A 13,943-nucleotide genomic window follows, 5' to 3' on the forward strand; every position below is an offset into this window, starting at 1 on the left:
CCGGGCAGGTCGGTGTTGCGACATAAACTCATCGGGGAGAGTAACCTATGCTGCAACTTTCAATTGTGCATCGTCTGCCACAGCGTTTTCGCTGGGCCAGCGATCACCACAGTGCCATTGAATCCGATGACACAATGCTGGATGAGCAGGAGTTCGTGGCGTTGCGTCTGATCAGCCATGACGGCATTCCGGCGTGGGAGATCCTGCAGCAGCTGAAAGAGGTGCTGGCGGATATTCAGGTCGATTGCAAAGTGGCCGAGTGCGAAGGGCAGCCCTGCCTGTTTATTCAGCGTCGCGACGAAAGCGCCACTAACTGCTGCCTGAAGAATCAGGGCGTGGCGATTGCGGAAACCTTTATCGCAGGTTGAGTTGCGCCGACTGCAGCAGCTCGCGGGTATACACAGCCGTCGGTGACGCAAATAACGTTTCACACTCTCCCTGTTCCACTACCTCCCCCTGACGCAGCACAATAAGCTGGTGACACAGGGCGCGAACCACATCCAGGTCGTGACTGATAAACAGATAACTGAGCTGACGCTGCTGCTGTAAGCGGCGTAACAACGTCAGAATCTGCTTCTGCACCGTGCGATCCAGCGATGAGGTGGGTTCATCCAGTATCAACAGCTCCGGCTCCAGAATCAGTGCCCGTGCGATAGCAATACGCTGTCGCTGACCGCCAGAAAATTCGGCCGGATAACGATGCCGGCTTTCCGCTTCTAGTCCTACTTCCTCCATCACCGCAATCACCCGCTGCGCACTGTTGAGTTCGGGCTGATGCACCGCCAGACCTTCAGCAATGATCTGCTGCACCGTCATACGCGGATTGAGGGAGGAATTGGGATCCTGAAACACCACCTGAATGCGCTGACGCAGCGGCAGAAGTTGCCGGCGCGACAGCTGATGCAGCGGCTGGCCGTCAAACCAGACGTCGCCACGTGAGGAAATCAGCCGCAACAGCGCCAGGCCGGTGGTGCTTTTACCCGACCCGGACTCGCCCACCAGGCCCAGACTTTCGCCCCGCCGCAGGCTGAAACTCAGCCCGGAAAGCACCTGCTTTTCGCCGGTCTGCCGCCGGAACAGTCCGCGCCGCTGCGCAAAACTGACCTGAAGCTGTTCGACCCGAAGAATGACCGGCGCGTCTGCGGGTAGCGGCAGCGCTTTTCCTTCCGGCTCCGCAGCCAGCAACTGCTGGCTGTAAGGATGTTGCGGCTGGTTCAGCAGTATCTGGCTGCGATTCTGTTCCACGATGTGACCCTGACGCATCACGCTGACGTTATCCGCCAGCTGACGCACGATGTTCAGGTTATGGGTGATAAACAGCATGCCCATATTCAGCTCCCGCTGCAGTTCACGCAGCAGCGCCAGAATCTGCGCCTGTACCGTCACATCCAGTGCAGTGGTCGGCTCATCGGCAATCAGCAACTGCGGCTCGGTCAGCAGCGCCATGGCGATCATCACCCGCTGGCGTTCTCCGCCGGAAAGCTGGTGGGGGAAATCGTTGAGCCGGGTAGCGGGCTGACGGATACCGACCCGATCAAGTACGCTGAGAATCTCACCGCGTGCCGCCGGGCGACGCAGCCCGCGATGCAGCGACAGCACTTCAACCAGCTGTTTCTCCACGGTGTGCAGCGGATTCAGCGATACCATCGGCTCCTGAAAAATCATCGCAATCTGGTTGCCGCGAATCGCGCGCAGACGCTGTTCGCGGGCGCGCAGCAGATCTTCACCGTTAAACAGAATCTCTCCACGGGGATAAACTACCGCCGCCTCATGCAGCAGTCGCATCACCGACAGCGCCGTAACGCTCTTCCCGGAACCCGACTCGCCCACCAGCGCCAGCGTTTCGCCCGCGTCAATGCGCAGTGAAACGTCATTCACGACCTGGCGAAGCTGCTCGCCCTGACGAAAGGCGACCGAGAGATGATTGATGGCAAGCAGTGGCGTTGTCATTCAGGCTCCTTTGCCCGGATCAAAGGCGTCGCGCACCGCTTCGCCGATAAAAATCAGCAGCGAGAGCAGGATCGCCAGGGTGAAAAAGCCCGCCAGGCCCAGCCAGGGTGCCTGAAGATTATTTTTGCCCTGCAGCAGTAACTCGCCCAGCGAAGGCGAACCCAGCGGCAGACCAAAGCCCAGGAAGTCGAGGGAGGTGAGCGTGGTAATTGATCCGCACAAAATAAAGGGCAGAAAGGTCAGGGTAGCCACCATCGCGTTAGGCAGCATGTGACGCAGCATAATCCGGCCATCGCTGACGCCCAGCGCCTGTGCTGCGCGGATGTAATCAAAGTTTCGGGTTCGCAAAAACTCGGCCCGGACCACGCTCACCAGGCTCATCCAGCCGAACGCGACGGTGACCAGCAGCAGCCACCAGAAACCGGGCTGAATGACGCTGGAGAGGAGGATCAACAGAAACAGCGCAGGCATGCCGGACCAGACCTCAATCATCCGCTGCCCGATCAGGTCAATCCTGCCGCCGAAATAACCCTGCACCGCACCGACCACAATCCCGATGACGCTGGAGATAAGTGTCAGCAGTACGCCGAACAGCAGGGAGATGCGCGTGCCATAGAGCAGACGAGCCAGTACGTCGCCGCCGTTGGCGTCCGTGCCGAGCCAGTTCTGCGCAGAGGGCGGAGAGGGGAACGGTACCTCGGTGGCAAAATTGATGGTGCTGTCGCTGAAGCGAATCGGAGCCCATAAAGCCCAGCCGTTCTGCGCAATGCGCTGCCGCAGCCAGGGATCCTGATAATCCGCCGCTGTCGCCAGTACGCCGCCATAGTCGGTTTCGCTGTAGTCAAACAGCAGCGGCACCGTCCAGCGCTGCTGGTAATGCACCAGCAGCGGCTTGTCATTGGCGATCAGTTCAGCACACAGCGACAGCAGGAAAATGACCAGAAAGATCCACAGTGACCAGTAGCCGCGCCGGTTATGGCGAAAGCGCTGCCAGCGCTGTTGATTCAGCGGAGAGAGCGTCATGAGCGGCTCCCGAAATCGATGCGCGGATCGACCAGCGTATAGGTCAGATCGCTAAGGATATTCATCAGCAAACCGATCAGCGTGAAAATATAGAGCGTGCCAAACATCACCGGATAATCACGTTGCAGCGTTGCGTCATAGCCGAGCAGGCCGAGTCCGTTGAGCGAGAACATCACTTCGATCAGCACCGAACTGGTAAAGAACATGCTGATAAACGTGGCGGGGAAGCTGGCGATGACCAGCAGCATCGCATTACGAAACACATGGTGATAGAGAATACGGCGTTCCGGCACGCCTTTAGCGCGCGCGGTGACGACGTAGAGCTTGCGGATCTCATCCAGAAAGGCGTTTTTCGTCAGCATTGTCAGCGTGGCGAAGCCGCCAATCACCGTCGCCAGCACCGGCAGGGCGATATGCCAGAAGTAATCCAGCACTTTGCCATACCAGGGCAGGGTGTCGTGCTGCGCAGACGTAAGCCCGCGCAACGGAAACCAGTCGAGGTAGCTGCCACCGGCAAACAGTACGATCAGCATGATGCCGAACAGAAAAGCCGGAATGGAGTAGCCAATGATAATAAACGCGCTGCTCCAGACATCAAAGGCGCTGCCGTTGCGCACCGCTTTGCGGATCCCCAGCGGGATCGAGACCAGATAGATGATCAGCGTGCTCCATAATCCCAGACTGATGGAGACCGGCAGGCTCTCCTTAATCAGCCCGATCACCGAGGCGCTGCGAAACAGGCTGTCGCCAAAATCAAAACGCAGGTAGTTCCACAGCATCTCGCCGTAGCGCTGCCACAGCGGTTTATCGAAGCCGTAACGCTTTTTAATTTCCGCAATCACTTCGGGATCCAGCCCGCGCGCGCCACGGTACTGATTATCGGCGGGATTAAGATGACTGACGCTGGCGCGTGAACTGGCGCTCTCCGCGCCGCTGCCGGGCAGGCCGGTGGTCTGACCAAACTCAATATTCGCCAGCGCCTGATCGACCGGTCCGCCGGGCGCGATTTGCACGATAAAAAAGTTAAGCGTGATGATCGCCCATAAGGTCGGGATAATCAGCAGCAATCTGCGCAGAAAGTATGCGGCCAACGGTCATCTCCTTAGCGTTTGCTGGCCGGCAGGCGTCCGGCTTTGTTTGTGTCGTACCACCAGTTTTCCAGCCCGGTGCTGTAGGCAGGCTTGCGGGCAGGGTGAGAAAACTTATCCCAGTACGCCAGCCGCTGTTCAGCGTTGTACCACATCGGGATCATATACGCATTCCACAGCAGTACCCGATCCAGCGCCTGTGCCAGCGGCCGCAGCGCGGCAGGGTCGCCCTGATGCGCCACAATCTGTTTCACAAAGTGGTCGACGATTGGATCTTTGACCCGCGCGGTATTCCACGACGAGGTGATGTAGTCGGACTGCCAGAGGATCTGCAGACTGGAGGTCGGGATTGGCATCGCCCCATAAACGGTGGCAATCATGTCATAGTCGCCTTCACGCAGGCGCCGCAGGTACTGCGAGCTGTCGATCTGCCGCAGGTTCAGCGTAATGCCGAGCCGCGCAAGGTTGTGCTGCAACGGTAACGCCCAGTCGTTGTTAGAACCGCTGCGCAACAGCAACTCGACGGTGAACGGCTGACCGGTTTTATCGTTAATCAGTCGGCGATTTTTAATCTGCCAGCCCGCCTGTTTCAGCAGGTCAAACGCGCTTAACAGACTGGCGCGGTCATAGCCGCTGCCATCGATTTTGTGCGGCAGGTAAGGCTGGCTGAACAGCGCAGGTGGCAGCTGCGCGCGCCAGGGTTCAAGCAGCGCCAGCTGCTGTGCATCCGGCACGCCGCGGGCCGCATACTCTGTATTCTGGAAGTAGCTGCTGGCACGCTGCCATGCACCGTAATAGAGCGCTTTGTTCATCCACTCGAAATCGAACATCAGTGATAACGCCTGACGCACGCGGCGATCGTGGAATAGCGGTTTTTCATTGTTGAATGCCAGCCAGCGGGTATCGATAGCGGCGTCATTGGGCGCGGTTTCTTTAACAATGCTGCCATTGTCGAAATTGCGACCGCGATACTGGGTCGCCCATTTCTTCGCCGATGTCTCTTCACGCCAGTCGTACGCACCCGCTTTAAAGGCTTCGAACGCCACATTGTCATCCAGATAGTAGTCATAGCGCATGCGATCAAAATTAAAGCGTCCGCGATTCACCGGCAGATCGGCGGCCCAGTAATCTTTTACCCGGCTGAACTCAATAAACTGACCCAGCTTCCAGCGCGTGATGCGATAAGGTCCACTGGAAAGCGGTGGTGCGCTTAATGGCTCGTTAAACTTCTTATCGCGCCAGAACGACTCGGGGATAACCGGTAGCGTCAGTAACCCAAGCAGCAGATCTTTATCCGGTTTCTGTGCCCCGATGCGGACCGTGTGATCGTCCAGCGCCCTGACGGTCACGCCACGGTAGACGACGCGGAACTGAGGCACGCCCTCGGTCATGAACTTCTGAAAGGTGAACGCTACGTCGCGGGCGGTGACTGGTGTGCCGTCATGGAACCGGGCGCGGGGATTCAGGCGGATCTCAATCCAGGTAAAATCGCTGGCGTAGCGGGCTGATTCAGCAATCAGTGGATAATAGCTGCCCGGTTCATCGTCTGAGCTGGTGTACAGGCCGTCATAAAGCGTGCCGGTGTTGATGCCCGGATTGCCGCGTGAGGCGTAGCGGTTAAAGTTGTCGTAAGTGCCCACTACCGCCAGGGTAATGCTGCCGCCTTTTGGCGCGCGGGGGTCAGCGTAATCGTAATGGCTGAAGCCGGGCGGATATTTCGCTTCGCCGGCCTGTGTGAAGGCGAACGTTTGCAGGACCGATGCAGCCAGCAGCGGGGCGCTGAAGAGGCCGCACAGCAGCAGAAATCCTAAGCGAAATAGCATGTTCTCTCCTGTTAAATGTCCGGCGCGATTCGGGCCAGAGAGTCTCAGGCGTTATGACGCCGGAAATAGTCTATCAGCGTTTCCGGTCGCAGCGGACGGCTGAAGATGTAACCCTGCAGATGGGTCACGCCACGATGGATCAGCCAGGCGGCCTGTTCGCCGGTTTCTACCCCTTCCGCCACACTTTTCAGATTCAGTTTCTTCGCCAGCTGCAGCACGGTGTCCAGCACCGGCGAGGTCAGGGTTTCTGTGCCGATGCTCTGGACAAAACCGCGATCGATTTTCAGGTAATCAAACGCATAACGTTCCAGATAGATCAGCGCACTGTGGCCGGTGCCAAAATCATCAATGGCAATATTGATATGCTGCTGATGCAGCCAGTCAAACAGTTCCCCGACGTTTTCATCGCGCACCATGGCGCGCTCGGTAATCTCAAACACGTAATTAAAGTGAGCCGCAGGCATGGTATCAAGCCAGCGCAGCACATCCTGCCGGAAACAGCTGTCAGCCAGATGCAGCGGAGAGATGTTGAGGCTGAGGCAGGCATGACGGGGAATGGTATGACACAGCTGGTGCGCATCACGTGAAACCAACTGAAACAGATGCCGGGTCAGAGGAATAATCAGGTTCTGTGACTCGGCATACTGAATAAACACATCCGGCGGGATCGGGCCTTCAGTCGGATGGGTCCAGCGCAGTAACGCTTCCATACCATAAGGCTGACCATCATGGGAGGTGACCAGAGGCTGATATTCAACGTGAAACTCGCCGCGCTTCATGCCCCGAATCAGCTCTTTCCCCGGACGCTGATAAACAGATAACAGCAGCCAGCAGCCGCCGGAAACCAGCAGTGACAGCAGCAGGCTGCACAGCAGGATATTCTGATAATCACTGAACGCCAGAACCGAACCGAACAATACAAACTTCAGCGGATAGCCTGTCAGCGCCTGCTGATGCAGCGGCGGCGGCAGATTTTTATTTTTCATCACGCCAGGCTGCCAGCTGGTTAAAGCACTCTTTTGCGCCATCAGCGCCATACCGGTAATTTCCGGATGCCCGGAGACCTGCAGCTGGTAGGGAGCCAGACTGATATTCAGCGTCGCGAAGACACCTGACTGCTGACTGCCAGGATTTTTAATCCACAATCCCAGCGCCGGTTTATTTGGCTGAAGCGGCGTGCCTGACATCAGCTGTAGATCGATGTCACGTGAGACATCACTATCAGGTGCGATCACATTAAGCGGCAGGCTAAAACTGCCGGTGGCCGAGGAGCAAAAGGCATTGCCGTCGTTAACCAGCAGGATGGCGCGGAGATTACCGGCAAACGCGGCGCGCGAGGTCAGTTCACGATTAATGGTATGACAGGCAGTGTGGGTGAACGGAAGCAGGGGACTGAGGGTGCTGTTGAGCAGGCTGGAAAGCGTTTGCTGTAATGCTGTGCGGCTGTTCTCCAGCAGTTGCTGATGCTGTCGTTCGCGCTTCTGCCAGGTCTGGTGAAATGACAGGGCGGCAAACAGAAGAAAGAATACGCCACCGGCCATCGCACTACTCCATGCGATTCGGCGAGGATAGGTGGCATGGCGCCTTAGCGCCCCCGACAGTGGCATGAGGAACTTCCCCTGATCAAATTATTATTATGTTATTGCACACGACTGCTTCGGTTTAAGCGACCGAGAATATAACGAGAGTGTCCGAAATGTCTCGTTATTAATCTGAAATACAATGCTTTTATCTGATAAAACGACTGCCGCTAAGAATAAGGCACGAAAAAAAACGCTGCGTAAGCAGCGTTTCATGTTCTCTGGCTGAGAGAAGATCGAAGGTGATAATCAGGTCGGGTTACGACTTAATACACGGCGTCCTTCACGGTAACGCTTTTTCCAGTAGTCATCATTGAGACTGGAGATCATGACGCCGCTGCTGGTGGAGGCATGAACGAAATTGTCGTTACCCAGATAAATACCCACATGACGACCAGTCGAACCGGCACGGAACATCACCAGATCGCCAGGACGCAGTTTACTGCGGGTAATCTCTTTACCGGTGTCCTGCTGCTCAGAGGTCGAGCGCGGTAATTCTAAGCCAAACTGATCGCGGAAGGTGCGTTGTACAAAGGCGGAACAATCGATCCCGCGTTTGGTATCGCCACCGAGGCGATAGCGCACACCTTTCCAGACGGCGTATTGTTCCATGATGCGCGACTTAACGTCGACGTTACGCACCATTTCTTCAAACTCATCCTGAGACGCCTGAAGTAAAAAACCATTGTGGTTGTTAACTTCATGATTCTCGTTATTCGCGTTTTGACTGCTATGGGTACTGCTACAAGCTGAGAGGAGTGTGGCCAGCGCCAGTGCGGGCACGATCCGCAAGATATATCTCAGTATTGGTTGAGACTTGACCATTATTCGGGTTTTCCTTCGATTTCCTTACGACAAAATTGTCGCCAGCCAGATGACAAAACAGGGAGATTAATAAGCGAAACAGCCTAAGACAAATCCTTAATTACTAAAATGTGTTAATGGACACATTTTAACGGTAAAAAATCCGAATTTTCTGCCGCTGTAGCCTCACTGCGACTGAGGTTAACTGATTACAGACGCCGTGGCGAGTGCTTTTAATCAATTTCATATAGGTTTTTTTGATGTGAAATCAAACCGTAACACACTGACTACTTTAGCAACAATTGTGGTGAAATGATGATGAGAACAGGCAGTGAAAGGGGCGTCAATTCAGGGCATAGCCTCTGTTTTTGGAGTTTTCTTAATTGACAGAGGATATTGGTGGCTATTTAACCTGTCAGCAGGGTCATAACCTTTTCTTTTCGTGAATTTAATTAGCAGGCTAATAGTGGTGGGCTGTTTTTTATAAGCGCGGACGGTTAAGACCAGGGCGATTAAATCGTCCGCGCTTAACATTTACGTCACGGGCTTATATTTACCCGGTAATTTGCGATAAAACCAGTTAACCAGCACGTCACTGGCCGGCGTTAATAGCCACCAGCTCAGCCCCACTAATATCACTGACATTGAACCGACGGCAATATCGGTAAACCAGTGTGCACCCGCCATGACGCGCGGCAGTGAAAATATCACCACAATAGCGGCGGCAATTAAAAAACGGCTGAAACCAAAATAACGCCAGATAAAGCAGGCGAAAATAATCAGCATCATACCGTGGTCGCCAGGGAAGCTGTCTTTCGAGGCATCTTTAGCGGGGATACCGGTCAGTTCGCTGACGCGATGCACGTTCTCAAAGAACAGCGTCGGACTGGAGTGTTTCACCGGCAACAGGTGGCCCAGCTGGTTAAGCACCACGGCGGTGAGCAGCATAGTGATGCCGATTGCCAGCATCCGCCGCCGCGCCTGTGGCGTTTCACGTCGCCAGATCGACAGATAAAGCAGGCCCATGGCCAGCAATGACACTGCATCAAAACCACGAAAATTGGTGATGGCGACGATCAGTGCGAACAGCGGATGGCTCACCATCTGATTGTTGAAGCCATAGAATATAGTTTTATCAATGCCGAACCAGAAACCATGTTCTGGCGGCAGATACCACGAAAGAAAGAGCACTACGCCCAGTGCATTAAGCAGCAGGATAGTAATAAGGCGGGTTGCGCGCATAATCAAAACTCATTTAAAAAAAATAACCGCCGACAATACCTGTGTTAGCGTAAACGGCACTTCAACAACGCCGATTGTAGCCGATTCCAGTCAGCCTGCTGAGAATGGATGATCTCAATGCGGCTATCGGGTGGCGGTGTGGCGAGGGTTTCACTCTGCAACTCTTTTGCCTGGCAGTTAATACGCATTGTGCCTTCTGGCGTGCGCATCACACCTTTAACACGATCGACCGCTGCCTGCCGCACCCACTCCAGCAGTGCGCCGCTGTCAAAAAGCGTATCAGCATCAAACAGCCAGCCGCAGGCGCTGTAACCCTGGCCGTGATTCAGCGCCCGACGCCAGCGTGCTTCGCCATCCAGACGTAACGCCGCCAGACCGCTGGTGGGATTTGCCGGATGATGATGATGCGGCAGAGGGAGAGCGCGGGGCTGATACGGCATATCCAGCAGGGAAAGGGGGACCTGACCAAATTCTGTCTGTATTAATGGACGCGGAGGCTGCATCTGCTGCTGCCATTCCGCCAGGCGCTGACGGTCCGCTTCATCCCAGCAATCGCGCTTGTTGGCGATGACAATATCGGCAGCCGCGAGCTGATCGCGGAAATTTTCATTGGCAACGATGCGAGGATCGGCCAGCTGACGCGCATCCAGCAGCGTCAGGGTGGCATTCAGTTGCAGCCACGCCTGATAAACCGGCGCGCTTAACATCTGCAACACCTGACGCGGATGACCCAGGCCGGTTGGCTCGATCAGCAGCCGATCGGGCTTGCTCCTGAGCAGCATATTCAGCCCGACCTGCATCGGCAGGCCATTCACGCAGCACAGGCAGCCGCCGGGGATCTCTTTCAGCGTGGCGCCGCGATCGGCCAGCAGAGCACCGTCGATCCCGATATCACCAAATTCGTTGACCAGCACTGCCCACTTTTCCCCGGCGGGCCTGGCGGCCAGCAGATGGCAGAGCAGCGTGGTTTTGCCGCTACCCAGAAAGCCGGTGATCAGGTTAACGCGTGTCATAAGACCAACTCCTGCCAGAGAATAGCGTGATAATGTAATACTATAACATTATCACGCCAGGCAGAAGGCTACCGGTCAGTCTGCACGACCCATGTAGCGGCGTTCAGCGATATGGATACGGATGCGATCACCATTGCTGAGGTATTCCGGCACCTGGATAGAGAGACCCGTGCTCATGCCGGCCGGTTTGGTGCGGGCACTGGCGGAAGCACCTTTAATGCCGGGAGAGGTATCCACGATTTCCATGTCTACGGTTTGTGGCAGTTCCAGTGCCAGCACCTGACCTTCCATCGTCAGTACGTGAATGCCAGGGATGCCGCCTTCAGGAATAAACAGCAGCTCTTCTTCAATCTGCTCCTGTTTAAAGGAGTAGGGGGTGTAATCCTCATCATCCATAAAAATGTATTCGTCACCATCTATATAAGAGAAGGTCACGCTACGGCGGCTGAGCGAAATTGCATCAATAATCTCGTCGCCCTTGAAGCGCTCTTCGACTTTTAAACCGGTGCGGACATCGGTAAAGCGCATTTTATACAGGGTGGCGGCACCGCGTGCGCTGGGGCTCTGGACATCAATGTCCTTAACCAGCAGCAGTTTACCGTTGTGCGTGACGGCCATCCCTTTTTTGATTTCATTGGCTTTTGGCATTGCTGTTCTCGCTATCTTGAGAGTGAAGTGCGCGCAACGTTACTCGCGCCGGTGAAAACTGGCAATATCATGGATGCGAAATTTTGTGTCAGGCCGCGGCTTTCATGGTAATTAGCGCGGTGGACTGCTATTGTCGCCGCGACTTTCTCTGCCGGAGCACAGCATGCAATGCCGTAGCCAATGCGGTGCCTGTTGCACGGCACCTTCGATCTCCTCGCCGATTCCTGGCATGCCTGACGGCAAGCCCGCCAACACGCCCTGTATTCAGCTTGATAACACACTTCGCTGCAAACTGTTTGGCTCACCACTGCGTCCAGCCGTCTGCGCAGGTCTGCAACCCACACACAGCATGTGCGGAGATTCCCGCCACCAGGCGATGACATATCTGCTGCAACTTGAAGCGGATACCGCGCCCTGAGGCGCTGACGCTGCTGAAATTTCTGGTCCGGTAATCTCTGGTTTACAGCAACCGCGTCAGCCTGTTCACTTTTTATTCGCCTTAACCACCCAGAAGTGTGCGTAACGTCAAAAATCTGTTACGCCATTTGCGCATTTTCTTGCCTCCGGAAAGTTGCTGTACCACAATCCCTGAAACGTTTCAGCGGTGACTGCGCCACCTGTTTTCAACAGTATGGCGTAAAAAAATCCCCACCGGCTGAAACGATTCAATCTCAGCAAGCGAGGAGAATTATGTTCCAGCTCGAATTGCAGGCCATCCATACCGGAGCCAGCGCCCAGAACAAAGAAGAGGCCATTCGTCAGGTTGCTGCCGCGTTAACCGCTGCAGGCAATGTGACGGAAGGCTACGTCAACGGCATGCTGGCGCGCGAACAGCAGACCTCAACCTTCCTCGGCAACGGCATCGCCATCCCTCATGGCACCACCGATACCCGCGATCTGGTGCTGAAAACCGGTGTTCAGGTGTTCCAGTTCCCGCAGGGCATTGCCTGGGGAGAGGATCAGACCGCCTATGTCGCTATCGGGATTGCTGCTAAGTCAGATGAACATCTGGCGCTGCTGCGTCAGCTTACGCATGTTCTGAGCGATGACTCTATTGCCGAACAGCTTAAAACCGCCTCTGCTGAAGATCTTCGTGCGTTGCTGATGGGCGAGAAACAAGCCGCCGAGTTCAGCTTCGACACTTCATTAATTACGCTGAACGTCGCCGCCAGCGATCTGATTACCCTGCAGGCAATGAACGCCGGTCGGCTGCAGTCCGCGGGCGTGGTGGATGCCAGCTACGTCGCAGATGTGGTTTCAACGACGCCGCTGAATCTGGGGCAGGGCATCTGGCTCAGCGACAGCAGCCTCGGCAACCTGCGCAGCGGCGTGGCTATCAGCCGTGCTGAACATGCCTTCGACCATCAGGGCGAACAGGCTGCACTGTTAATCAGCGTGTCGGCGACCGATGAGCGTCCGCTGGAAGTGCTGGGTTACCTCAGCGCATTACTGCAGCAGGGCAAAGCCGATCGTCTTCTGAAAGCCGATGCGGCAGGCGTCTACGCGCTGCTGACCAGCGAAGTCGATGAGCAGGCTGAGGTGCTGACCGCCGAATACACCATCCGTAACGAACATGGCCTGCATGCCCGTCCGGGCACCGCACTGGTCAGCGTGATCAAGCAGTTCAACAGCGACATCACCGTGACCAACCTCGACGGCAGTGGTAAACCAGCCAATGGCCGCAGCCTGATGAAAGTGGTTGCGCTGGGCGTGAAGAAAGGTCATCGCCTGCGCTTCACTGCCAGCGGTGACGATGCACAGCAGGCGCTGAACGCGATTGAAGAAGCGATCACCAGCGGTCTGGGCGAGGGGGCATCATGAGCAGACGCGTCGCCACCATTACGCTGAATCCGGCGTATGACCTGGTGGGATATACCCCTGAAATTGAACGTGGCGAAGTCAACCTGGTGAAAACCACCGGGCTGCATGCTGCGGGCAAGGGCATCAACGTCGCCAAAGTTCTGAAAGACCTGGGTATCGATGTCACCGTGGGTGGCTTCCTGGGTAAAGAGAATCAGGATGGCTTCCAGCAGCTGTTCAGCGAGCTGGGCATTGCTAACCGTTTCCAGGTGGTGCCAGGCCGTACCCGTATCAACGTTAAACTCACTGAACAGACCGGCGACGTTACCGATCTGAATTTCTCCGGTTTTCAGGTAACGGGTCAGGACTGGGATCGTTTTACCACCGACTCGCTGACCTGGCTGGGCCAGTTCGATATGGTCTGCGTCAGCGGCAGCCTGCCGGAAGGTGTCGATCACGATGCCTTTACCCGCTGGATGACCGAACTGCGCACCCACTGCCCATGCATCATCTTTGACAGCAGCCGCGAAGCGCTGGTGGCAGGACTGAAAGCCGCACCGTGGCTGGTTAAACCGAACCGTCGTGAGCTGGAAATCTGGGCCGGTCGCAAACTGCCAACCCTGCAGGATGTCATTGGTGCTGCGCACGAACTGCGCGAGCAGGGCATCGCCCATGTGGTGATTTCGCTGGGCGCAGAAGGCGCGCTGTGGGTCAACGCCTCGGGTGAATGGATTGCTAAACCGCCGGTGTGTGAAGTTGTCAGCACCGTGGGTGCAGGTGATTCCATGGTTGGCGGCCTGATTTATGGCCTGCTGATGCGCGAATCCAGCGAACACACGCTGCGTCTTGCGACTGCCGTGGCGGCAATGGCCGTCAGCCAGAGCAATGTCGGCGTTTCCGATCGTACTCAGTTGGCCGCAATGATGGCGCGCGTCGACTTACAACCCGTTAACTGACAGCAGGAGAGCGATA

13 protein-coding genes are annotated in these 13,943 nt (G+C 56.0%); 4 read left to right on the forward strand and 9 right to left on the reverse strand.

Annotated features, from left to right (window positions below):
• Positions 1 to 47 precede the first annotated feature (47 nt).
• Positions 48 to 368 (forward strand): YejG family protein, encoded by a 321-nt coding sequence (locus EGO56_RS06225; RefSeq protein ID WP_013358536.1) that lies wholly within the window; start codon positions 48 to 50, stop codon positions 366 to 368.
• Here EGO56_RS06225 and yejF read toward each other — a convergent pair.
• The 9 genes from yejF to yeiP form a co-directional block, all read right to left on the reverse strand.
• A complete protein-coding gene (gene yejF, locus EGO56_RS06230) occupies positions 355 to 1,950 on the reverse strand; it encodes a microcin C ABC transporter ATP-binding protein YejF (RefSeq protein ID WP_135908021.1) in 1,596 nt (531 codons plus the stop codon). The genes EGO56_RS06225 and yejF overlap by 14 nt on opposite strands.
• The gene (locus EGO56_RS06235; protein ID WP_135908022.1) at positions 1,951 to 2,973 is read right to left on the reverse strand and encodes an ABC transporter permease; all 1,023 of its coding nucleotides are present in this window, start codon (positions 2,971 to 2,973) and stop codon (positions 1,951 to 1,953) included.
• On the reverse strand, positions 2,970 to 4,064 hold the full coding sequence (locus EGO56_RS06240; protein WP_061062943.1) for a microcin C ABC transporter permease YejB: 1,095 nt from the start codon (positions 4,062 to 4,064) through the stop codon (positions 2,970 to 2,972). Before EGO56_RS06240 ends, EGO56_RS06235 begins: the two co-directional genes overlap by 4 nt.
• An 11-nt stretch (positions 4,065 to 4,075) precedes the next feature.
• Entirely contained in the window at positions 4,076 to 5,884 is a 1,809-nt protein-coding gene (locus EGO56_RS06245) for an extracellular solute-binding protein (RefSeq protein WP_135908023.1), read from the reverse strand.
• A 44-nt stretch (positions 5,885 to 5,928) separates the two neighbouring features.
• Positions 5,929 to 7,425: a cyclic di-GMP phosphodiesterase gene (locus EGO56_RS06250; RefSeq protein WP_238349002.1), complete on the reverse strand. Its 1,497-nt coding sequence runs from the start codon at positions 7,423 to 7,425 to the stop codon at positions 5,929 to 5,931.
• Between the two features lie 288 nt (positions 7,426 to 7,713).
• Positions 7,714 to 8,289: a bifunctional murein DD-endopeptidase/murein LD-carboxypeptidase gene (gene mepS, locus EGO56_RS06255; RefSeq protein ID WP_013358530.1), complete on the reverse strand. Its 576-nt coding sequence runs from the start codon at positions 8,287 to 8,289 to the stop codon at positions 7,714 to 7,716.
• A 513-nt stretch (positions 8,290 to 8,802) separates the two neighbouring features.
• Positions 8,803 to 9,510: a phosphatase PAP2 family protein gene (locus tag EGO56_RS06260; RefSeq protein ID WP_135908024.1), complete on the reverse strand. Its 708-nt coding sequence runs from the start codon at positions 9,508 to 9,510 to the stop codon at positions 8,803 to 8,805.
• 44 nt (positions 9,511 to 9,554) lie between these two features.
• The gene (locus EGO56_RS06265) at positions 9,555 to 10,523 is read right to left on the reverse strand and encodes a CobW family GTP-binding protein (protein WP_135908025.1); all 969 of its coding nucleotides are present in this window, start codon (positions 10,521 to 10,523) and stop codon (positions 9,555 to 9,557) included.
• A 75-nt stretch (positions 10,524 to 10,598) separates the two neighbouring features.
• Positions 10,599 to 11,171, reverse strand: a complete 573-nt coding sequence (yeiP, locus tag EGO56_RS06270; protein ID WP_003854146.1) for an elongation factor P-like protein YeiP — start codon at positions 11,169 to 11,171, stop codon at positions 10,599 to 10,601.
• A gap of 163 nt (positions 11,172 to 11,334) precedes the next feature.
• Between yeiP and EGO56_RS06275 the strand changes: the two genes are divergently transcribed.
• From EGO56_RS06275 to fruK, 3 genes are all read left to right on the forward strand, one after another.
• Positions 11,335 to 11,589: a YkgJ family cysteine cluster protein gene (locus EGO56_RS06275; protein ID WP_135908027.1), complete on the forward strand. Its 255-nt coding sequence runs from the start codon at positions 11,335 to 11,337 to the stop codon at positions 11,587 to 11,589.
• Positions 11,590 to 11,861: 272 nt separating this feature from the next.
• Positions 11,862 to 12,992: a fused PTS fructose transporter subunit IIA/HPr protein gene (gene fruB, locus EGO56_RS06280; RefSeq protein ID WP_033733297.1), complete on the forward strand. Its 1,131-nt coding sequence runs from the start codon at positions 11,862 to 11,864 to the stop codon at positions 12,990 to 12,992.
• Positions 12,989 to 13,927 carry a 1-phosphofructokinase gene (gene fruK, locus EGO56_RS06285; RefSeq protein WP_033733296.1) on the forward strand — a complete coding sequence of 313 codons (939 nt, stop codon included), beginning with the start codon at positions 12,989 to 12,991 and terminating at the stop codon, positions 13,925 to 13,927. Before fruB ends, fruK begins: the two co-directional genes overlap by 4 nt.
• Positions 13,928 to 13,943: the final 16 nt, after the last annotated feature.

The sequence above is a fragment of the Pantoea vagans genome (assembly GCF_004792415.1).
Lineage (GTDB): Bacteria > Pseudomonadota > Gammaproteobacteria > Enterobacterales > Enterobacteriaceae > Pantoea > Pantoea vagans.